This is a genomic window from Pseudomonas sp. P5_A12, assembly GCF_056400685.1.
In genome coordinates this window covers 21,693-42,889 of the sequence record NZ_JBFUKU010000004.1, presented here as the reverse complement: position 1 = coordinate 42,889, position 21,197 = coordinate 21,693, and the positions used below count along the sequence as shown (strand labels likewise).

Below are 21,197 nucleotides of genomic sequence, written 5' to 3'. Positions count from 1 at the left end.
TAAATCCTTTAAATACAAATACATAGATTATTTATAAAGCTGTTACAGCTCACTCCATCGCCAATTGCCGCCTTGCTGAACACTCGTTTAGTATGGCCTCAAGTCGCATCACCTCATACCAATCAAAATAATTCGAGGATTCGCATGACTACTCAATCTTCTCTGCTCAGCCAGGTCGAAGCCGGCGTTGCCTGGATCACCCTCAATCGCACCGCCCAGCGTAATGCGCTGGACATCCCGACCCTGAAAAACCTCCACGCCATGCTCGATGAATTCAACGCCGACCCGGCCGTGCGAGTTGTTGTGCTGACCGGCAGCGGTCGCAGCTTCTGCGCCGGTGCCGACCTCGCCGAGTGGGCCGAAGCCGAAGCCCGTGGCGCCCTCGAAACCTACGGCTGGACCGAAACCGCTCACGCCTTGATGAGCCGTTTGTACAGCCTGGACAAGCCCACCGTCGCCGCGATCAACGGCACCGCCGTCGGCGCCGGGATGGACCTGACGCTGTGTTGCGACCTGCGCATCGCTGCGCAATCGGCGCGCTTCAAGGCCGGCTACACCAGCATGGCCTACTCGCCAGACGCCGGTGCCAGTTGGCATCTGCCACGGCTGATCGGCACCGAGCAAGCCAAGCGTCTGCTGTTCCTCGACGAATTGTGGAGCGCCGATCGTGCCCTGGCCGCCGGCCTGGTCGGCGAAGTCTGCGCCGATGAGCAACTGCTCGACGTCACCGCTGAACTGGCCACACGCTTGGCCAACGGCCCGACGTTCGCGTTTGCCCAGACCAAAAAACTCATGCGCGAAGGCGCCCAGCGCAGCTTGCCGGAGCAACTGCAAGCCGAGCTGGCCGCCGGCCTGTTGTGCGGTCGCAGCGAAGACGGCAACGAAGCCCTGCGCGCCTCCATCGAAAAACGCCCGGCCAGTTTTATCGGTCGATAAGCCCCGACACCACATTCAGAACACGAACAACAGGTAGCCCCATGAATTTCCAACTGACCCAAGAACAAGAAATGTTGGTGGACGCGGTACGCAGTTTTGTCGCCAAGGAGCTGCTGCCCCATGAGGAAGCGGTCGACCGTGCCGACGAAGTCTCCCCGGAGCTGGCGGCACAGATTCGCGGCAAGGCCATCGCCGCCGGTTTCTATGCCTTCAACATGCCGGAAGAAGTCGGCGGTGGCGGTCTCGACTACCTGTCGCAGGCGCTGATCGAGCGTGAGCTGTCCAAGGTCTCATGGGCGCTGCATGTGTTCGTCGCACGGCCGTCGAAAATCCTCATGGCTTGCACTGGAGATCAGATCAACGACTACCTGTTGCCGTGCATCCAGGGCGAGAAAATCGACTGCTTCGCGCTGACCGAACCGGGCGCAGGGTCCGACGCCAACGCGATCAAGACCCGCGCCGTACGCGAGGGCGATGACTTCATTCTGAATGGCAGCAAACACTTCATCAGCCATGCCGGTCACGCCGATTTCGCCATCGTCTTCGCAGTCACCGACACCTACGAACACAATGGCCGCAAGCGCAACGCCGTGACCTCGTTCTTGGTCGACCGCAACACGCCGGGCATGACCATCCGCCGTGGTCCGAAGTGCGTGAGCAATCGCGGTTACCACACCTACGAAATGTTCTTCGACGATTGCCGCGTACCGGCCTCCAAAGTGCTGGGCGAAGTCGGCAAGGGTTGGGACGTGGCCAACGCCTGGCTGACCGCCGGGCGCGTCATGGTCGCCGCCAACTGCGTTGGCCAGGCGCAACGCGCGCTGGATGTGTCGCTGCAATGGGCGGCGGATCGCAAGCAGTTCGGTCAGCCGATCGGCACCTATCAAGGCATCTCGTTCAAGCTCGCCGACATGGTCACGCAGATCCGCGCCGCTGAATTGCTGACCCTGCACACCGCCTGGAAAATGGACCAGGGCACCATGACCGATGGCGAGGCCGGCATGGCCAAACTGTTCGCCAGTGAAGTGCTCGGCAAAGTGGCCGATGAAGCGGTGCAAATCTTTGGCGGCATGGGCCTGATGGATGAATGCCCGGTGGAGCGCATCTGGCGTAACGCGCGGATCGAACGTGTCTGGGAAGGCACCTCGGAGATCCAGCGTCACATCATTTCCCGCGAATTGCTGCGGCCGTTGTTGCGCTGATTGGCCCGGAGAATTTCTATGTCGCAGACGATTCGTGACAACCTCAAACGCCTGCTCGCGCCGCGCCATCTGGCGTTTGTCGGAGGCCGCAGCATGGCTCGCGCTCTCAAGCGCTGCGCCGAAGGTGGCTACCTGGGCGAGATGTGGCTGGTCAACCCGCAGCACGACACGCTTGAAGGTGTGCCGTGTGTGCGCAGCATCGCCGAGCTACCGTGCGGCCCGGACGCGGTGTTCATCGCGACCAACCGCGAACTAACCCTGACCTGCGTCGCCGAACTCGCAGCGAAGGGTGCGGGCGGAGCAATCTGCTACGCCTCCGGGTTTGCCGAAACAGGCGCAGAAGGCCTCGCCTTGCAGCAACAATTACTCAAAGCAGCCGGCAACATGGCTTTGCTTGGCCCCAACTGCTACGGCTTGCTCGACTACCTGCACAGCTCCGCACTGTGGCCGGTGGCCCATGGCGGCAAACCGGTGGAGAAGGGTGTCGCCGTGCTGACCCAGAGCGGCAACTTCGCTTACAACCTGTCGATGAGCGACCGCTCGCTGCCGGTGACCTACATGGCGTCGGTCGGCAATCAGGCGCAATTGGGCATCGCCGAATTGATGGACGTGTTGCTCGATGAGCCGCGCGTCACCGCCATCGGCTTGCATCTCGAAGGCCTGAAAAACGTACCGGGTTTCGCCCGCGCCGCACACAAGGCGCTGGAGAAGGGCATCCCGATCATCGCCCTGAAAACCGGCGTGTCGCAGATCGGTGCCGAACTGGCGCTCAGTCACACCAGTTCGCTGTCCGGTTCCGATGCCCTGTACGACAGTTTATTTGCGCGCCTCGGTGTGATCCGCGTCAGTGGTCCGGTGAGTTTTGTCGAAACCCTGAAAGCGGCGGCGTGCGGGCAGTTGCCGGCGGGCAAAAACTTGATCGCGCTCGCTTGTTCGGGCGGTGACGCCGGGTTGATTGCCGACTACGCCGAGCGCAACGACTTGATGCTACCCAAGCTCGATGAAGGCCAAGTCGCAGAACTGGCACAGGTGCTGCCCACCTACGCCAATCTGGTCAATCCGCTGGACTTCACCACGGCGATCTGGGGCGATGGCGAAGCCTTGAACCGTATGCTCGACAGTGCCCTGCGCACACAAGCCGATGCGGCGATGCTGGTGCTCGATTACCCGTCGGAATCCACCGGCGAACGCAAGGAATGCGACCTGCTGCTGGAGCTGTTTTGCGCCGCATTGGTCCGCCACGGCAAGACCGGTTTCGTCACTTCGGCGTTTCCGGAATTGCTGCCGGCCCATGCTCGTGAACGTCTGCATGCGCAAGGCGTGGCGGCGTTGCAAGGGGTGGAGGATGGCTTGGCGGCGTGGGGCCGGATCGCCGGTTATCAGCGCAATCGTCAGGCGCTGCTGGCGCTCGGTGAATCGGCGCTGGTGCCGCTGTGTCCGCAGGCGCTAGAAGGCGATGGTCACTTGCTCAACGAGTGGGATTCCAAAACTGCATTGCGTGCCTTTGGCCTGCCAACGCCCAACGGCGTTTTGAGTACGCCGGATAAAGCGCTGAGTGACGCGAATACGCTGGGCTATCCGCTGGTTCTGAAAGCAGTCAGCGCGCAACTGCCACACAAAACCGAAGCCGGTGCCGTGGCGCTGAATCTCAAGGACGCCACGGCCCTGAGCACTGCGCTGGAAAAAATGCGCGCAAGTATTGCCGAGTACGCGCCGCAAGTGCCGTTCGATCAAGTGCTGCTGGAGCCGATGGCTAAACCGCCGCTGGCTGAATTGATCGTCGGCATCAAACGCGAAAATGACTTCGGCCTGGCCCTGGTTATCGGTGCTGGCGGGATTCTGGTGGAGTTGCTCAAGGACAGTCGCAGCCTGCTGCTGCCGACCACCGACGGCGCCATCCGCAAGGCCGTATTGAGCCTGCGCAGTGCCGCGTTGCTGCAAGGGTTTCGCGGCCGTGAAGCGGCGGATCTGGATTCGCTGGTTGCGGCGATCCGTGCAGTGGCCGACTACGCCTGCGAGAACGCCGGGCAGTTGCTGGAACTCGATGTGAACCCATTGTTGGTCGGTGCCGCCGGCACGACTGCGGTCGACGCGTTGATTCGCCTCGGCCACGAATGAGGAATTGAATATGCAAACCACAACATTGACCGGCGGCCAGGCCCTGGTGCGTCTGCTGGCCAACTACGGCGTCGACACCGTGTTCGGCATTCCCGGCGTGCACACGCTGGAGTTGTATCGCGGTCTGCCCGGCAGTGGCATTCGCCATGTGCTGACCCGTCATGAGCAAGGCGCCAGTTTCATGGCCGACGGCTATGCGCGGGTCAGTGGTAAACCGGGCGTGTGCTTCATCATCACCGGCCCCGGTGTGACCAATGCCGCGACCGGTATCGGCCAGGCGTATGCCGACTCGATTCCGATGCTGGTGATTTCCAGCGTCAACCACACCGCCAGCCTCGGCAAGGGCTGGGGCTGCCTGCACGAAACCCAGGACCAACGCGCGATCACCGCGCCGATCACCGCGTTCTCGGCGGTCGCATTAAGCGCCGAGGACCTGCCCGAGTTGATCGCCCGCGCCTATGCGGTGTTCGACAGCGAGCGCCCGCGCCCGGTACACATCTCTGTGCCGCTGGACGTGCTGTCCGCAAAAATCACCCGTGACTGGAGCAACGATGTCGTGCGTCGTCCCGGTCGCGGCGCCGCGTCAACCACGGCACTGGAGGAGGCCGTGGCCAAACTGCAAAACGCCAAGCGGCCGATGATCATTGCCGGTGGCGGTGCGTTGAATGCGCAGCAAGCACTGCAAGACATCAGCACCCGATTGGCTGCGCCACTGTTCACCAGCGTCGCCGGCAAAGGTTTGTTGCCGCCGGATGCACCACTGAACGCTGGCTCGACCCTGTGCGTCGAACCCGGCTGGAACCTGATTGCCGAGGCCGATGTGGTGCTGGTGGTCGGCACCGAAATGGCCGACACCGATTTCTGGCGCGAACGCTTGCCGCTGAATGCCGAACTGCTGCGGGTGGACATTGACCCACGCAAGTTCAATGACTTCTACCCGTGCGCGGTGGCGTTGCACGGCGATGCGCAGCAAACCCTCGCCGCGTTGTTGGAGCGTCTGCCGTCCACCGCGCGCGATGCCAGCGCGGCGATGGCTGCCGTCGCGGCCTTGCGTGAAACTGTGAAGGCCAGCCATGGCCCGTTGCAGTCGATCCACCAAGCCATTCTCGACCGTATCGCCGCCGAATTACCGGACGATGCGTTCATCAGCACCGACATGACCCAACTGGCGTACACCGGCAACTACGCCTTCAATAGCCTGGCACCGCGCAGCTGGTTGCACCCGACCGGCTACGGCACCTTGGGCTACGGCTTGCCGGCGGGCATCGGCGCCAAGTTCGGAGCGCCGCAGCGGCCAGGTCTGGTGTTGGTTGGCGACGGCGGTTTCCTCTACACCGCGCAAGAGCTTGCGACTGCCGTCGAAGAACTCGACAGCCCGCTGGTGGTGTTGCTGTGGAACAACGACGCGCTGGGGCAGATCCGCGACGACATGCTCGGGCTCGACATCGAACCGATTGGCGTACTGCCACGCAACCCGGACTTCGCCGCCCTTGGCCGCGCATTCGGTTGTACCGTGACCCAGCCGCAAAGTCTGGCCGAGCTGCAAACCGATTTGCGTCACGGCTTCAAGCGTAACGGCGTGACCCTGATCGAACTCAAGCACGCGTGCGCGCACTGATTTTCATTTTCTGGCAGAGGTATCGCCATGCGCTTTTCCGATCTGACTCAACGTATCGCCGGTGACGGGGCTGCCGCGTGGGACATTCATTACCGCGCACTCGCGCTGCAAGAGCAGGGTGAAGATATTCTGCTGCTGTCGGTCGGCGACCCGGATTTCGACACCCCGATGCCGATCGTGCAGGCGGCCATCGACAGCCTGTTGTCCGGCAACACCCACTACGCCGACGTGCGTGGCAAACGCGCCCTGCGTGAAAGCATCGCCAAACACTACGGACGCCGCAGCGGCCAGCAGGTCTCGGCGGATCAGGTCATTGTGCTGGCCGGCGCGCAATGCGCGTTGTTCAGCGTCGCCCAATGCGTGCTCAATCCTGGCGATGAAGTGATCGTCGCCGAACCAATGTACGTGACCTATGAAGCGGTGTTTGGTGCCTGTGGCGCGGTGGTGATTCCGGTGCCGGTGCGCCCGGAAAACGGTTTCCGCGTGCTGCCTGAAGACGTCGCAGCCCGCATCACCCCGCGCACCCGCGCATTGGCGCTGAACAGCCCGCACAACCCGTCGGGCGCGAGTCTGTCCCGCGCCACCTGGCAAGCATTGGCCGACCTGTGCATCAGCCACGACCTGTGGCTGATTTCCGATGAGGTCTACAGCGAGTTGCTGTTCGAAGGTGAGCACGTCAGTCCGGCCAGTTTGCCGGGCATGGCCGAGCGCACCGCGACACTCAACAGCCTGTCGAAATCCCACGCCATGACCGGCTGGCGAATCGGCTGGGCGATAGCACCACCAGCCCTCGCGGCGCACCTGGAAAACCTCGCGCTGTGCATGCTCTACGGCTTGCCGGATTTCGTGCAGGACGCCGCAGTCGTCGCCCTCGAAAGCCATTTGCCAGAGCTGGAGGCCATGCGCGAAGCCTACCGCCTGCGCCGCGATCTGGTCTGCGAATGCCTGGCCGATTGCCCTGGCGTGCGTGTCTTGAAACCCGATGGCGGCATGTTCGTGATGGTCGATATCCGCGACACCGGGCTCAGCGCCCAGGCGTTCGCCGACCGGTTGCTCGACCGCCATGGTGTGTCGGTGCTGGCGGGTGAAGCCTTCGGCCCGAGCGCCGCCGGGCACATTCGCCTGGGGCTGGTGTTGGACACGGAACCGTTGCGTGACGCTTGCCAGCGCATCACCCGTTGCGCCACTGAACTGATGGAAGCTCACGTCTATGCATAACCACGCAACGCTGTATATCGATGGCCGCTGGCAAACCCCGTCGGGGCAGGGGATCGCCGAGGTGATCAACCCCGCCACTGAAGAAATCGCAGGCTCGGTGCCGCTGGGTGATGAGCGCGATGTCGACAACGCGGTGGCCGCCGCACGCAAGGCGTTCAGTGCATGGTCGCGCACGCCCTCTAGTGTGCGTTCCAGCTACATCCGTGCCCTCGCCGAGCAATTGCGCGCGCGGGCTGACGAGATGGCCTCCGTCATCACCGCTGAGTTGGGCATGCCGGTGCAATGGTGCCGCTCGGTGCAGGTCGACGGCCCGATCATCGGACTGGAGCAGTACGTCGAACTCGCCGGTCTGATGGACGAGGTGCGCGAGGTCGGCAACTCGCTGGTGATTCGTGAAGCGGTGGGCGTGTGCGCCTTCATCAATCCGTGGAACTACCCGTTGCATCAACTGATCGGCAAGCTCGCACCTGCGCTGGCCGCCGGTTGCACGGTAGTGGTCAAGCCGAGCCAGGAAACCCCGCTGCACGCCTTTTTGCTGGCGCAGATGATCGACGCCATCGGCTTGCCGGCCGGGGTGTTCAACCTGGTCAGCGGGCCGGGTTCGAAGGTGGGTGAAGCGCTGGCCAAACATCCGGACGTGGATATGGTGTCGTTCACCGGTTCTACCGGTGCAGGCGTTCGCGTGGCACAAGCTGCCGCGCCTTCGGTTAAGCGTGTGTGCCTGGAACTGGGTGGCAAGTCGCCGCTGCTGATTGCCGAAGACGCAGATCTCGCCGCCGCGGTGCGTTACGGCGTGCAGGACGTGATGATCAACTCCGGGCAGACCTGCACTGCGTTGACCCGCATGCTGCTGCCGGCCAGTCGTTACGCTGAAGCGGTGGAATTGGCCATCGCCGAAACCCGAAACCTGCGCATGGGCGATCCGCAGGATCCGCAGAGCTTTCTCGGGCCGATGTGTTCGGCGGCGCAACGGCGCACCGTGCGTGATTACATCCAGGTCGGCCAGCAGGAAGGCGCACGACTGGTTTGCGGCGGCGATACGGCTGGTGAATTCGAGCGTGGTTTCTACGTCAGCCCGACGCTGTTCGCCGACGTCGACAATCGTATGCGCATCGCCCAGGAAGAAATCTTCGGCCCGGTGCTGTGCCTGATTCCCTACACCGATGAAGCGCAGGCGATTCAGATCGCCAACGATTCTCCGTTCGGCTTGTCCAGCGGTGTCTGGGCCGGCAGCCCCGAGCGCGCTTTGCATCTGGGACGGCAGTTGCGTGCCGGGCAGTGTTTTCTCAATGGCGCGGCGTTCAATTATCAGGCGCCGTTCGGTGGCTACAAACAATCGGGCAATGGCCGGGAGTGGGGCGAGGAAGGGCTCAACGAGTTCGTTGAAGTGAAGGCGATTCAGGTGTGATCGCTCAATTAACACGCGTGCGTTACCGTCTTCAAATTCAACGCTGGTCAACGTCTAAGGAATTGTCATGAAAGTACTGATCGTCCACGCTCACCCGGAGCCAAAATCCTTTACCGCGGCCCTGCGGGATCAAGCTGTCGCCACCTTTGAAGCCCAAGGGCATGAGGTTCAGGTCAGTGACTTGTACGCGATGAACTGGAACCCGGTGGCCAGCGCCGATGATTTTTCTTCGAGGGAGAACCCGGAGTATCTGGTGTATGCACTGGAGCAACGTCTTGGGGTAAAGAGCCAATCATTGGCGCCGGACATCCAGCAGGAACTCGACAAATTGCTGTGGGCTGACCTGCTGATCCTCAATTTCCCGATTTTCTGGTTCTCGTCCCCGGCCATGCTCAAGGGCTGGATTGATCGGGTGCTGGTGTCCGGGATCTGCTACGGCGGCAAACGCTTTTACGACCAGGGCGGATTGAGTGGCAAGAAGGCGCTGGTGACCGTCACCCTGGGCGGGCGCGAGCACATGTTCGGTGATGGCGCGATTCACGGTCCTCTGGAAGACATGCTACGGCCGATCCTGCGTGGCACGCTGGCGTATGTCGGCTTCGACGTGCTGCAACCATTCGTGGCCTGGCACGTGCCGTATATCAGCGACGAGGCGCGCCAGGAATTTCTGAAGAGCTATCAGCAACGGCTGGAACACATCAGTGATGACCTGCCGATGCAGTTTCCGCGTTTGGCGCAGTTTGATGAGGCGTTGTATCCGTTGCCGGTCTGAAGCGTTTTGACAGTTTGTTCCCACGCGGAGCGTGGGAACAATCACGGCTATCAGCCTTAGATTTCCTTCACCGGCGTTTCACTTTCAACACCTTTGATCAACCCGATGGCGTGCAGGCAATCGGCCTTGTTCACATACGACTCGCCGCTGGCGATGGTCTCGTGATTCCCCGCCCTCAGGCGCCAGCGCCATTGTCCTTTGCCGGTGCTCGGGGTGCCTTTGGATTGCCTGTAAATCTCGAAATACATACTGCTCGCTCCATGCGATGGGTAATTGCGACAACCTGTGTGACGCACCGGGGCAAGCCTAGCGGAGCTGGGTTTTTTGGCTATCAGGCATTTGTTTCCAGGCATTTGAAAATATTTCTGCCGACGCCTGCAGGACGATGGATCGCCACTTGATATCCGCTGGACATAGACGCCTCACTCCGGCCTTTCTACACTGCCCCAAGTGTCGGGGACCGGGGGCAAGGAATGAATCGTAATGAACTGCGCAAGGCGGACATCAACCTGATGGTGGTGTTCGAAACGTTGATGCTTGAGCGCAACGTGACGCGGGTGGCGGAGAAGTTGTTTCTCGGTCAACCGACTATCAGCTCCGCGCTCAACCGCCTGCGGACGATGTTCAACGATCCGCTGTTCATCCGCGTCGGCCACCGCATGGAGCCGACAGCCCGTGCGGAGGAGTTGATTCAATACCTGTCGCCGGCGCTGGATTCGTTGTCGGTGGCATTAAGCCTGACCCACGATTTCGACCCGGCCAGCAGCACCATGACCTTTCGTATCGGGTTGTCGGATGACGTCGAGTTCGGCCTGCTTCCGCCGCTCCTGCGCGCCTTGCGCGAGGAAGCACCGAAGGTGGTGTTTGTGGTTCAGCATGTCGATTACTGGCGCATTCCCGATTTGCTGGCGGCCGGCGACATCACCGTGGGCATCAGCCAGACCCGTGGCCTTCCGGCCAACGCCAAGCGCAAGTTGTTGCGGCACATCATGCCGAGCATCCTGCGCGCCGATGCGTCCGACACACCGCTGACGCTCGATGAATATTGCTCACGCCCTCATGTGTTGGTTTCCCACACCGCGAACGTCAGTGGTTACGCCGATGATTGGCTGGCGGAGATAGGGCGTACGCGCCAGGTTGTCCTTTCCGTGCCGCAATACAGCTCGTTGCCGGCCTTGCTCGCCGGCACCGATTTGATCGCCAGTCTGCCCGATTACGCGGCCGAAGCCATGGCGGCATCCGGTTTGCTGTTCAAGGAACCGTTCCCGTTCAAGACCCCGACCCTCGACCTGTCGATGGTCTGGCTCAGCCATGTCGACACCGACCCCGCCGAACGCTGGTTGCGTTCGCGTCTGGAAGTGTTCATGAGTGAGCGCTCGCCATTGCCGCAGCCCCAATGAGTCAGACGGTGCTGTGTTATACGTAGGATCTTTCTGCCCTCTATCTGGAGCCGCCACATGCCACACCTGCACATGGAATACACCGCCAATCTGTCGGAGCTGAACGCCGACGTAGCATTGATCCGACTCAATAATGCCTTGGTGGCTTCCGGTCAGTTTGCTGCTGAGTCCGACATCAAGGCTCGAGCACTGAAGGTCGAGACCTTCAAGGTCGGTACCGCGTTGAGTGAACGGGCGTTTGTGCATGTAAAGCTGGCAGTGTTGAGCGGTCGCTCACCGCAAATTAAACAGCAGCTGTCGGAGAGCCTGCTGGCGGTGGTCCGGGACCTGTGTGAATGGCCAACCGGCGTCGAAGTGCAGCTGTGCGTGGAAATCCTCGATATCGATCGCGAGTCCTACGCCAAGGCCGCCATCAGCGCCTGAATCTCAGGTCATTGCCTGTTCGGCGCAAACGTCGAGCACCTGCTCATGCAGCCTGGCGTTAGTGTTGGCGCTGACCGGATCGGCGCTTTGACTCCACTGCATGACCAAGGTGAAAAACGCGGCATGCAACCGCCATCGCGAGCAACTCGGGTACTACAGGGGGGAAGGATGAACGATTGTTTAGTCCATCCGCAACCAAAGTTCTTCAAATCCTGATTTAAAGACTTGATCGCCCGTGTGACGCTGCTGCGCATCCGTTCTCTGCGGTTTTATCTATGGGCGATTGTCCCGCTGCACTTCCCTCCGAATTGGCCTTCTGGGCGCTGTGGCATTGCCGTCACGCACGCCCACCGGATTTCTGTATTTCCCGTTGATTGTTCTGACAGGTCCGGCGCCATGCGCTGGATCACATCGGCGACGCCTGCGCGTTTGCCTGACGCGGAAAAAAGAGAATTCCCATGAGTTGTGCCACGACATCGTTCGCCTCCCCGCAAGAAGCCCTGACCTTTCTCGAACAGAACCCGGACATTGAAATGTTCGAGCTGTTCATCCTCGACAACAACGGTGTGCCCCGGGGCAAGTTATTGCATCGCGATGAACTGCTGGCGGTGTACGACAGTGGCCGGCCGTTGCCGAGCACCATTCTTGGCCTGACCATTAATGGCGATGATGTGGAAAACTCCGGACTGGTCTGGGACGTTGGCGATATTGACTGCCGCGCCTATCCGGTCAGCGGCAGTCTGACGCGCATGCCGTGGCGGTTGATTCCGACGGCGGCGGTGCAAGTCAGCATGCATCCCAAAGAAGGCATGCCGGCGACGATCGCCGATCCCCGGCACTTGTTGGCGAAAGTGATCGAAGGCTTGCAGGCGGACGGTTATTACCCGGTGATGGCGGCGGAGCTGGAGTTTTACCTGCTGGATCAGCAGCGCGACAGCAACGGGCGGCCGCAACCGGCGCGAGATGTCGATGGCGGGCGGCCGCGCACGACGCAAGTCTATGGCTTGCGTGAGCTGGAGCAAATCGAACCGTTTCTGGCGGATCTCTACAGCGCCTGCAAGTTGCAGGGGATTCCGGCGCGCACGGCGATTTCCGAATATGCGCCGGGGCAGGTGGAAATCACCCTCGAACACCGCACCGATGCCTTACAGGCGATGGACGAAGCGGTGCGCTACAAACGGCTGGTCAAGGGCGTGGCCCACAAGCACGGGATGACGGCCTGTTTCATGGCCAAACCCTTCGACGACCTGGCGGGCACCGGGATGCACATGCACGTCAGCCTGGCGGACAAAGAGGGCAACAACCTGTTCGCCAGCGAAGCGCCGGACGGTACGCCGCTGCTCAGACAAGCCGTCGGCGGGATGCTCAGCACCTTGCTCGATTCGTTGCTGTTGTTCTGCCCGAATGCCAACTCCTACCGTCGATTCCAGACCAACAGCTATGCGCCCCTGGCAGCGACCTGGGGCGTGGACAACCGTACGGTGAGTTTGCGCGTGCCAGGCGGGCCGGCGTTCTCCCGCCACATCGAACACCGTATTTGCGGTGCCGACGCCAACCCGTACCTGGCCGCCGCGGCAATCCTGGCCGGTGTCCATCGCGGAATCCGCGAACAACTCGACCCGGGTGCGCCGGTGGAAGGCAATGGGTACGCCCAAGCCACGGAGTTGCTCCCGACCGATTGGCTGACCACGTTGCGCGCGCTCGAAGGTTCGACTTGGGCGCGTGAAGCCTTCGGGCGACCTTTCCTTGGCGTTTACCTGGCGGTGAAACGCGCCGAATACCGACAGTTCATGGGTGAGGTGGGTGAACAGGATTGGCGCTGGTACCTGAATCAGGCCTGAATCATTCTCAATCATTCTGGATGTTGTCGATGATTCAATTAGCCAACTAATCGTTGGCTTCTTTTTCACAAAAAATTGATGGTTGGGTGCCTAACATTAGTGTTGTCTCGGTCAATGAAATTTTCACATTTGCCGTAGGCACTTCTTTTCAGGAACAACCGATCACCATGTTGAAGATTAAAGCCGTGCGCCCGGAATGGGTGACACTGAGTGCCAGTGCCTTTTTGTTAACAGCCTTCAATTTTGTGCTGTGGCAGCACCTGTTTGAAATCACCGCGTCCGACGGTCAAGGCGTCGTCATGCGCGTGGCATTCGGGGCGATGATTCTGGCGGCATTCAACATTTTTCTGACCTTTGTGGCCTTCAAACGTGTGTTGAAGCCGGTCCTGATACTGATTTTCATGATCAGCGCCAGTGTGGCCTACTTCATGAGTCAATACGGTGCGCTGATTGACACCGGCATGTTACGTAACTTTGCGCAAACCAATGCGACGGAAGTTCGGGACTTACTGTCGATAAAGTTGTTGGCCTATATTCTGTTTTTGGGTGTTTTACCGTCGTGGTTATTGTGGAAAACACCAATCAGTTATCGTCGGTGGCATCGAGAGTTATTAAGCAAGGTGTTGGTGAGTGTTGCCTCGGTCGCTGTCATTGGTGGTGTTGCACTGATTAACTATCAGGGCTTGTCCTCCTTGTTTCGTAATCATCACGAGTTGCGCATGATGGTCGTGCCGAGCAACTACATCGGCGCCTCGTTCGGCTTTTTGCGTGAACAAGTGGTTTCCGCCCGTCAGCCCTTTGTCAAAATAGGCGAAGATGCGCAGAAGAATCCGGTCTGGCAGGCTCATGGACGTAAATCCCTGACGGTATTGGTGGTGGGCGAGAGCGCCCGGGCCGAGAACTTCGGAATCCTCGGGTACGACCGTGACACTACCCCGAAGCTGAGTAAAGAAGCCGGCCTGATCGCGTTCACCGATGTGCATTCATGCGGCACGGAAACCGCCGTATCCGTGCCCTGCATGTTCTCTAACATGGGCCGCAAGGACTACAGCGCCAGCAAGGCAAAGAATGAAGAAGGCCTGCTGGACGTGCTTAAACGTGCCGGTCTGGACGTGATCTGGCGTGACAACCAGTCGGGCTGCAAAGGCACGTGCGACCGCGTCACCCTTGACGACGTGAGCAACTTGAAGGACCCGATACTGTGCGCCAACAGCGAATGCCGCGATGAAATACTGCTGCAAGGCTTGCAACACTTTATCGACACGCTCGATAAAGACACTGTGCTGGTCTTGCATCAAATGGGTAGCCATGGCCCTGAATACTTCAAGCGCTACCCGAAAGAATTCGAACGGTTCACGCCGGTTTGTGAAAGTAACGCGCTGAACAACTGCAGTCGCGAAAGTATCGTTAATGGTTACGACAATACGCTGGTGTATACCGACCATGTGCTGTCGACCCTGATCGATCTGTTACGCAAGAACCAGGAAAAAGTGGACACCGCGATGCTGTATCTGTCCGACCACGGCGAGTCGCTGGGTGAGTACAACCTGTTCCTGCATGGCACGCCTTACATGCTGGCGCCAGAACAACAGAAGCACGTGGCGATGCTGGCGTGGTTCTCCGACAGCTATCAGAAGTCGTTCTCGGTCGACACCCACTGTTTGCAACTGACTCGCGACAAGCCGTTGAGCCAGGACAATCTGTTTCATTCGATGCTGGGGCTGCTGGAAGTCAGCAGCAAGGTCTACAACCAGGACCTGGACATGTTCGCCGGTTGTCGCGGTGCGGTTATCGACGGCGTGTTGGCCAAAGATTGAAGGCTTCAACCCTTTTGCGCGAAGGCCGCTAGCCAGCGGCCGGTAGAGTCACCACCGAGAGTCAATGCACATGTCTGCGCAGCCCACATCCGCCATCGAGCTTGAGTTCGCCCGGCGCTACGATCAGGAACACGCCCGCGTCTGTCGTCAGCCGCAACCGCGCAGCCTGACGGGGCGTCTAACGTTCTGGCGCAAGGAAAACCTGGTGCGCAATGCTCTCCAGGTTGCCGGTGAACCGGGGTTGATCCTTGACGTGGCGTGCGGGGCCGGGCGCTTCTGGCCGGTGCTGGCCGAGCACGCCAACCGCGTGATCCTCGCGTCGGACCCGTCCCAGGACATGCTCAACCATGCGCTGACTCACCATTCGCAGAGCCTGCTCAAGCGGATCAAGACCTTCCAGAGCTCAGCCTTTACTCTTGGCTTGTCTGCCAATGCCGTGGATTGCATCTTTTGCATGCAACTGTTTCAGCACATCACCTGCTCCGAACATCGATTGGCCATGCTTCAGGAGTTCCACCGGGTCAGTCGCGATACCGTGATTGTGGCAGTACGGGTCGACGGGTTTTTCAAGCTGCGCCAAGCAGAGACGGAGGACACTCACGCACCGCCGCCGGTCAGCAAGGCCGAGGTTGAAGCTGAGTTCAGGCAAGCCGGGTTCAGCGTGCTGAGCCATCAGGATTTCCTGCCGGGCTGCTCGTGGATGCGTGTCTATGTGCTGAGTAAGACCAGTTAGTCTCCGCTTGTCAGACATTTCTTGCTGTCGGGTAGGTCTTTTCGCTAAAGCTCTTGTTCAGTGGATGCGCGGAAATCGCCAGCGGCGATATATACTGCGCGCCATTCTTCAAGGGAGAGCCGTGTGGCCATCGATATTCACTGGATTCGCGACAACGATAGCCTCGGTCAGTTTTGCGCCGAGTGGCAGCAGCTGCCATTCGTTGCCCTCGACACCGAATTCATGCGGGTCGACACCTTTTACCCGATCGCCGGCCTGCTGCAGATCGGTGATGGCGTACGCGCTTACCTGATAGACCCGCTGACCATCGACAACTGGCAACCCCTGGCCGCGTTGCTGGAAAACCCGGCTGTGGTCAAAGTTGTGCATGCGTGCAGCGAAGACCTTGAGGTCCTGTTGCGCCTGACCGGCAGCCTGCCTGCGCCGCTGTTCGACACGCAACTGGCGGCGGCTTACCTGAACCTGGGTTTCTCCATGGGCTACTCGCGATTGGTGCAAGAGGTGCTCGGCATCGACTTGCCCAAAGGTGAAACCCGTTCCGACTGGCTGCAACGTCCGCTTTCCGACACGCAAATCAGCTACGCCGCTGAAGATGCTTTGCATCTGGCGGAAGTTTTCGTACAGCTTCGCCCGAAGCTTTCTGACGACAAGTACGCCTGGGTCCTGGACGACGGTGCCGAGCTGGTGGCCAACCTGCGCCGCGAGGTCGACCCGTACGAGGTCTACCGCGAAGCCAAACTGGCCTGGAAGCTGTCCCGCGCTCAACTCGCCGTGTTGCGCGAGCTGTGCGCCTGGCGTGAACGTGAAGCCCGTGCCCGTGATCTGCCGCGCAACCGCATCGTCCGTGAGCACTCCCTGTGGCCGCTGGCGCGGACTCAGCCGGACAACCTCGGCGCGCTGGCGAAAATCGAAGACATGCACCCGCGTACCGTGCGTCAGGATGGTGAGTTTCTGCTTGATCTGATCAAACGCTCTGGCAGTGTGTCGCCCGATCAATGGCCGCCCGCTGTACCGGAGCCATTGCCGGTGGATGCCGCTGTGTTGGTCAAACAGTTGCGCGCCATCGGCCAAGCCGAAGCCGAGCGCTTGAACATCGCGCCGGAACTGATGCTGCGCAAGAAAACCCTGGAAGCGCTGCTCAAGAGCGGCTTCCCCAATGGTCCTTACCAATTGCCTGATTCGTTGCGTGGCTGGCGCCGCGAATTGATGGGCCAGGCGCTGCTCGACAGCCTGGCCACCGCCGGAGAACAGCCTTGAAACGTATTTGCTCGATCTACCGAAGCCTGAAGAAAAACGAGATGTACCTCTATGTGCTCAAAAGCGATGCACTGGAGCGTGTCCCGGAATCATTGATGGCAGCCTTCGGCAAACCGCACCATGCGTTCGATCTAGTGTTGACCCCCGAGCGCAAGCTGTCGCGCGAGGACATCACCGTGGTCCTGGAAAACCTTGAAAAGCAGGGCTATCACCTGCAAATGCCGCCGGCCGAAGACGAATACATCGAGCACTTGCCGGAAGAATTGCTGCGCCGCAACGATCCGATGTGACCCCCAGACAGGCTCTGTTCAGAGCCTGTGTGAAACACTGGAATGATTTTTGGCGATGGCCGTGACGAGAGAGCGATGCTCCGTGCGCGGTCGTCTGCACGGTTTTTGAAAGGTTTGAAACATGCGCGTTCTGATTGCCGAACACGACCACCCGGTGTATGCACATTTGCTGCGTCAGGCGGCGCCTGAGCTGGAAGTGCTCACCAGTGGCGACTCCGCTGAACTGGCCCATCTGGCGGCTGATTGCCCGGTGTGGCTGGGTCAACCGGATCTGCTGGCCACCCTGTTGCGTCAGGGCCACGAGCCTCAATGGTTGCAATCGACCTGGGCGGGCATCACGCCACTGCTGGCCGACGGTTTGCCACGTCACTATCGCTTGACCCGCGCGGTCGGTATTTTCGGTCAGGTCATGGCCGAATACGTGCTGACTTATATGCTCGGCCACGAGCGCGAAGTATTGGCGCGGCTGGTCAGCCAAGTCGAACGCAAATGGGACAGCCGCCACGGCCAGAGCCTGGCGGGGCGCAAGGTGTTGGTCGTCGGCACCGGTGACATCGGGCGGACGGTGGCGCAGTTCCTGGTGCCGTTTGGCGTCGAGTTGTACGGTATCGCCAGCGAAGCCCGCGAGCAGGCACCGTTTGTTGAAGTGGGTTCGCTGGCTGATTTGCCGCGTTTGGTCGGGGAAGTCGATTACGTGGTCAATCTGCTGCCTAACACCCCCTATACCCACGACTTGTACGACGCGGCGCTGTTCAAGCAGTTCAAGCCGACCGGGTTGTTCATCAACGTCGGTCGCGGTGTCGCGGTGGTCGATGCGGATCTGGTGGAAGCCTTGAAGGAAGGGCACTTGGCGGGCGCGGTGATTGATGTCTGCCGTCAGGAACCACTGCCGCAACGTCACCCGTTCTGGACCGCCTGGGGCTTGCTGCTGACCGGCCACAGCTCGGCGCCGACGTCACCAACGATGATGGTGAGCCTGTTTGTCGAAAATTTGCGGGCGTATCAGGCCGGTGAGGCTTTGCGCGGGGAAGTGGATTTCGAACGGGGGTATTAAACCCGCCGCTCGCTCGAACATCATGCAAAAACCTGTAGGAGCGAGCCTGCTCGCGATGAGGCCGGCACATTCAACATCAATGTTGACTGTGACACCGCCATCGCGAACAGGCTCACTCCTACATTGGTTTTGCGGTGTTGATTAGAGGGTGAAGTCGCCCTCGGCGGCCAACTCGCTCAACGGACGACGCGGGCTTGGTTCTTCACGCGCTTGCAGGTAATCCGCCAGCGATGCCTTGTCGCCCAGCTTGCCCACCGCAATGGCCGCGTGCAGCGCATACCCCTCAGGAATGTTCAGCTCCTTGCGGGTCAGTTCCTGATCGAAACCGGCCATGCCATGGGTGTGCCAGCCGCTGATGCTCGCTTGCAACGCCAGGTGACCCCACGCCGAACCGGTGTCAAAGGTGTGCCACAGGGCCGGGGTTTCTTCGGTCGCACCCGGCACGGCGAAGGTGGTTTTCGAGATCACGATCACCAGCGCCGAGGCGTGTTGCGCCCAGCCGCGGTTGAATTCGTTCAGCAGGCCCAGGTAACGCTCCCAGTTTGGCGTATCGCGACGCGCATACAGAAACCGCCAAGGCTGCGAGTTGTAGGCCGACGGTGCCCAGCGGGCGGCTTCGAAGAAGCTCAGCAGCGTTTCTTCCGTGATGGTTTCGCCGGTGAACGCGCGGGGCGACCAGCGATCGGTGAACTGAGGATGGATGGCGTAGTCGGCAACGCGTGGATTAGCACTCATCAAGAGATTCCTTGCTACGTTTGAAAGTGAGGGGAGTGACGCGAAACCCTACTGGGCGGCGCAAAAACTGACAAGCCTGTTTATACCGGCAGTCGCCAATGCTTGGCCCACAAGGGCCTTGGCACTAGACTGGCGGCCTTTTCACCACCTGATGTTGATGCTTGAGCCATGGCCGCCAAAGTCGAACCGTTCTGGATACGCAAAACCCTCGATCAACTGGATCAAGAGGAATGGGAGTCGCTGTGCGACGGCTGTGGCCTGTGCTGCCTGCAAAAGCTCGAAGATGAAGACGACAACAGCGTCTATTACACGCGAATCGCCTGCAAACTGCTCGATCTGAAAACCTGCCAGTGCACCGATTACCCCAACCGGCGTGACTTCGTCCCGGACTGCATCCAGCTCACGCCGGGCAAGGCCGACGAGTTCAAATGGTTGCCACCGACCTGCGGCTATCGCCTGGTCAGTGAAGGCAAGGACCTGCCACTCTGGCACCATCTGGTGTGCGGTGATCGCGACGCGGTGCACCATGAGCGTATTTCGCAATCCGGGCGCATGCTCGCCGAAGGCAGCGTGCCTGAAGATGATTGGGAAGATCACCTGATATTCCGCGCGGGTTAATCGCTGACGGGGTTGAGCTTTTCACGAAGGAGTGTGTATGGCTGTGGGATGGCGGCTGGCGTTGGTCGTTGGGCTGCTGGCCCTGAGTTCGTCCGCGTGGGCGGTGAAGAAGGTCGATCTGGATTACCACGTGCGCCTGTTGCCACAAAGCGATCAGGCTGAGGTGCGCCTGACCCTGGCGCAGGGCTCGGCGGTGCGCAGCCTGGATTTTGACCTGGGTGACGGCAGCCGCTACAGCGACTTCAAGGCCGACGGCCAATGGCAACTCACACCGGGCAAAGTGGCGCGTGGGCTCTGGCATCCCGCTGCCGACAAGGCCAGCCTGACCTACCGCGTGCACATCAGTCACGGGCGCAAGAACGGCAGCTTCGACTCGCGCATGACACCCCGTTGGGCGCTGATGCGCGGTGATGATCTGGTGCCGCCCGCCAAACTGGATCAACAGGATGGTATCGAGCTGGTTTCACGCCTTGAATTCGAGTTGCCCACCGGTTGGAAAAGCGTCGAAACCGCCTGGCCACGGATCGGCAAGAACAAATTCCGCATCGACAATGTGTCCCGACTGTTCGACCGGCCCACTGGCTGGATGCTCGCGGGCAACCTCGGCAGTCGCCGCACGCGGCTGGGGGAAACCGAAGTCACCGTCGCTTCGCCGCAGGGGCAGGGCATGCGCCGCATGGACGTGCTGACCCTGTTGACCTTTGTGTGGCCGCAAGTCCAGGCCGTGTTCCCGCGTCATCCAGTCAAATTGCTGATTGTCGGCGCTAACGATCCGATGTCGCGCGGTAGCCTGGCCGCGCATGAATCGATCTACCTCAACACGCGTCTGCCGCTGGTCAGCGAAAGCGGCAGCAGTGCGCTGGTGCGTGAGTTGGTGCAGGTGTTCGGGCGGATCAACGATAAACAGCGTAGCGACTGGATCACTGAAGGTTTTACCGAGTATTACGCCATCGAACTGGTGCGCCGCGCCGGTGGCATGAGCGATGAGCGGTATGAAAGTTTGCACCGCAAACTGGTCGAGGCCAGCCAGAAGGTCACGACCCTGCGTGGCGAACAGATCGACCCGGCGCAGGTGTCGAAAGCGGTGGTGTTGTTACAGGAACTGGACCGCGAGATTCGCTTGAAAACACGTAACAAACGATCGCTGGATGATGTGTTGCGCGGGGCGATGCATCTAGGAAGTGTGGATACCAAGGAGTTTGTTCAACTGGCCGAGAGCGTCATCGGCGAGCCTTCCAAAGTCCTTGATACCGAGTTGCTTCAGTAACACAGCCATCGCGGGCAAGCTCGGTCTTGTGTACGACGTAGATCTACTGTGGGAGCGAGCCTGCTCGCGAAGGGGCACTTAGCCCCAATACATCTTCCGGATCAAACCCCGGTTTTAGGCGAATTCAACGAATCATTCCCCGTCACTGTAGCCGTCTTTGTCGCCGCCTCGGCATTCGCCTTCAACTTGCTCAACTCTTCCCCGGCCCGTTCAATCTTCGCCCGAACATTGTCCATGTCCTGGCGGCTTTTCTCGATCATGCTCTTGACCGAACTGTGCCCGGTGATCCCGCGAGCCAGTGCCACGCCGCCGATCGCCACTTGAATCAGGCCGAAAATACCGCCGCGACGCAGGCCCTTGCCCATCATCACGATGCCACCGGCCACGGAACCGGCGCGTTCCCAGCCGTGAACGTTCTGTTCCGAAGGGGACTGGAACGGGGTGGATTCGATGCGCTCTACGCGTTTGAGTTCGCTCATGATCTATCTCC

General features: G+C 60.4%; 21 protein-coding genes. 17 read left to right on the top strand and 4 right to left on the bottom strand.

Features of this window, described 5'->3' with window-relative positions; all coding sequences use genetic code 11:
* The first annotated feature begins 144 nt into the window (after window positions 1-144).
* The 7 genes from AC1DSG_RS01395 to AC1DSG_RS01365 all read left to right on the top strand — a co-directional run bounded on the left by AC1DSG_RS01395 (window position 145) and on the right by AC1DSG_RS01365 (window position 9,272).
* Complete coding sequence (locus tag AC1DSG_RS01395) at window positions 145-936, top strand: enoyl-CoA hydratase/isomerase family protein (RefSeq protein ID WP_477789241.1); 792 nt, start codon at window positions 145-147, stop codon at window positions 934-936.
* 41 nt (window positions 937-977) lie between these two features.
* Entirely contained in the window at window positions 978-2,138 is a 1,161-nt protein-coding gene (locus tag AC1DSG_RS01390) for an acyl-CoA dehydrogenase family protein (RefSeq protein WP_452625307.1), read from the top strand.
* Between the two features lie 18 nt (window positions 2,139-2,156).
* Window positions 2,157-4,256, top strand: a complete 2,100-nt coding sequence (locus AC1DSG_RS01385) for an acetate--CoA ligase family protein (protein ID WP_477789240.1) — start codon at window positions 2,157-2,159, stop codon at window positions 4,254-4,256.
* Window positions 4,257-4,266: 10 nt separating this feature from the next.
* Window positions 4,267-5,874: a 5-guanidino-2-oxopentanoate decarboxylase gene (locus AC1DSG_RS01380; RefSeq protein WP_477789239.1), complete on the top strand. Its 1,608-nt coding sequence runs from the start codon at window positions 4,267-4,269 to the stop codon at window positions 5,872-5,874.
* A 27-nt stretch (window positions 5,875-5,901) separates the two neighbouring features.
* Window positions 5,902-7,092 carry a pyridoxal phosphate-dependent aminotransferase gene (locus AC1DSG_RS01375; protein ID WP_477789238.1) on the top strand — a complete coding sequence of 397 codons (1,191 nt, stop codon included), beginning with the start codon at window positions 5,902-5,904 and terminating at the stop codon, window positions 7,090-7,092.
* The gene (locus tag AC1DSG_RS01370; RefSeq protein ID WP_477789237.1) at window positions 7,085-8,500 is read left to right on the top strand and encodes an aldehyde dehydrogenase family protein; all 1,416 of its coding nucleotides are present in this window, start codon (window positions 7,085-7,087) and stop codon (window positions 8,498-8,500) included. The genes AC1DSG_RS01375 and AC1DSG_RS01370 overlap by 8 nt, the downstream gene beginning before the upstream one ends.
* Window positions 8,501-8,567: 67 nt before the next feature.
* Window positions 8,568-9,272 carry an NAD(P)H-dependent oxidoreductase gene (locus tag AC1DSG_RS01365; protein ID WP_477789236.1) on the top strand — a complete coding sequence of 235 codons (705 nt, stop codon included), beginning with the start codon at window positions 8,568-8,570 and terminating at the stop codon, window positions 9,270-9,272.
* Window positions 9,273-9,328: 56 nt separating this feature from the next.
* Here AC1DSG_RS01365 and AC1DSG_RS01360 read toward each other — a convergent pair whose 3' ends face one another.
* Window positions 9,329-9,520: a YegP family protein gene (locus AC1DSG_RS01360; RefSeq protein WP_477789235.1), complete on the bottom strand. Its 192-nt coding sequence runs from the start codon at window positions 9,518-9,520 to the stop codon at window positions 9,329-9,331.
* Between the two features lie 225 nt (window positions 9,521-9,745).
* Here AC1DSG_RS01360 and AC1DSG_RS01355 point away from each other — a divergent pair, with 225 nt between their 5' ends.
* Window positions 9,746-10,672 carry a LysR substrate-binding domain-containing protein gene (locus AC1DSG_RS01355; protein WP_477789234.1) on the top strand — a complete coding sequence of 309 codons (927 nt, stop codon included), beginning with the start codon at window positions 9,746-9,748 and terminating at the stop codon, window positions 10,670-10,672.
* A 57-nt stretch (window positions 10,673-10,729) separates the two neighbouring features.
* On the top strand, window positions 10,730-11,095 hold the full coding sequence (locus AC1DSG_RS01350) for a 5-carboxymethyl-2-hydroxymuconate Delta-isomerase (RefSeq protein ID WP_477789233.1): 366 nt from the start codon (window positions 10,730-10,732) through the stop codon (window positions 11,093-11,095).
* A 3-nt stretch (window positions 11,096-11,098) separates the two neighbouring features.
* Here the strand turns inward: AC1DSG_RS01350 and AC1DSG_RS01345 are convergent, their stop codons facing one another.
* A complete protein-coding gene (locus AC1DSG_RS01345; protein WP_477789232.1) occupies window positions 11,099-11,224 on the bottom strand; it encodes a hypothetical protein in 126 nt (41 codons plus the stop codon).
* Between the two features lie 329 nt (window positions 11,225-11,553).
* Here AC1DSG_RS01345 and AC1DSG_RS01340 point away from each other — a divergent pair, with 329 nt between their 5' ends.
* The 6 genes from AC1DSG_RS01340 to AC1DSG_RS01315 all read left to right on the top strand — a co-directional run bounded on the left by AC1DSG_RS01340 (window position 11,554) and on the right by AC1DSG_RS01315 (window position 18,087).
* Window positions 11,554-12,936: a glutamine synthetase family protein gene (locus tag AC1DSG_RS01340; RefSeq protein ID WP_477789231.1), complete on the top strand. Its 1,383-nt coding sequence runs from the start codon at window positions 11,554-11,556 to the stop codon at window positions 12,934-12,936.
* A 167-nt stretch (window positions 12,937-13,103) separates the two neighbouring features.
* Window positions 13,104-14,753 (top strand): phosphoethanolamine transferase, encoded by a 1,650-nt coding sequence (locus AC1DSG_RS01335; RefSeq protein ID WP_477789230.1) that lies wholly within the window; start codon window positions 13,104-13,106, stop codon window positions 14,751-14,753.
* A gap of 70 nt (window positions 14,754-14,823) precedes the next feature.
* Window positions 14,824-15,486 (top strand): class I SAM-dependent methyltransferase, encoded by a 663-nt coding sequence (locus AC1DSG_RS01330; RefSeq protein ID WP_477789229.1) that lies wholly within the window; start codon window positions 14,824-14,826, stop codon window positions 15,484-15,486.
* Window positions 15,487-15,609: 123 nt separating this feature from the next.
* Entirely contained in the window at window positions 15,610-16,743 is a 1,134-nt protein-coding gene (gene rnd, locus AC1DSG_RS01325; RefSeq protein ID WP_477789228.1) for a ribonuclease D, read from the top strand.
* Window positions 16,740-17,033: a YcgL domain-containing protein gene (locus AC1DSG_RS01320; protein WP_007898694.1), complete on the top strand. Its 294-nt coding sequence runs from the start codon at window positions 16,740-16,742 to the stop codon at window positions 17,031-17,033. The genes rnd and AC1DSG_RS01320 overlap by 4 nt, the downstream gene beginning before the upstream one ends.
* A gap of 121 nt (window positions 17,034-17,154) precedes the next feature.
* A complete protein-coding gene (locus AC1DSG_RS01315) occupies window positions 17,155-18,087 on the top strand; it encodes a D-2-hydroxyacid dehydrogenase (protein WP_477789227.1) in 933 nt (310 codons plus the stop codon).
* Window positions 18,088-18,228: 141 nt separating this feature from the next.
* On the opposite strand, the gene AC1DSG_RS01310 is transcribed toward AC1DSG_RS01315, so the two are convergent.
* A complete protein-coding gene (locus AC1DSG_RS01310; protein WP_477789226.1) occupies window positions 18,229-18,822 on the bottom strand; it encodes a nitroreductase family protein in 594 nt (197 codons plus the stop codon).
* 168 nt (window positions 18,823-18,990) lie between these two features.
* Here AC1DSG_RS01310 and AC1DSG_RS01305 point away from each other — a divergent pair, with 168 nt between their 5' ends.
* Together AC1DSG_RS01305 and AC1DSG_RS01300 are read left to right on the top strand one after the other, a co-directional pair.
* Window positions 18,991-19,440 (top strand): YcgN family cysteine cluster protein, encoded by a 450-nt coding sequence (locus AC1DSG_RS01305; protein ID WP_007944020.1) that lies wholly within the window; start codon window positions 18,991-18,993, stop codon window positions 19,438-19,440.
* Between the two features lie 37 nt (window positions 19,441-19,477).
* Complete coding sequence (locus AC1DSG_RS01300) at window positions 19,478-20,707, top strand: hypothetical protein (RefSeq protein WP_477789225.1); 1,230 nt, start codon at window positions 19,478-19,480, stop codon at window positions 20,705-20,707.
* Between the two features lie 101 nt (window positions 20,708-20,808).
* Here AC1DSG_RS01300 and AC1DSG_RS01295 read toward each other — a convergent pair whose 3' ends face one another.
* Window positions 20,809-21,186 (bottom strand): YgaP family membrane protein, encoded by a 378-nt coding sequence (locus tag AC1DSG_RS01295; protein WP_477789224.1) that lies wholly within the window; start codon window positions 21,184-21,186, stop codon window positions 20,809-20,811.
* Window positions 21,187-21,197: the final 11 nt, after the last annotated feature.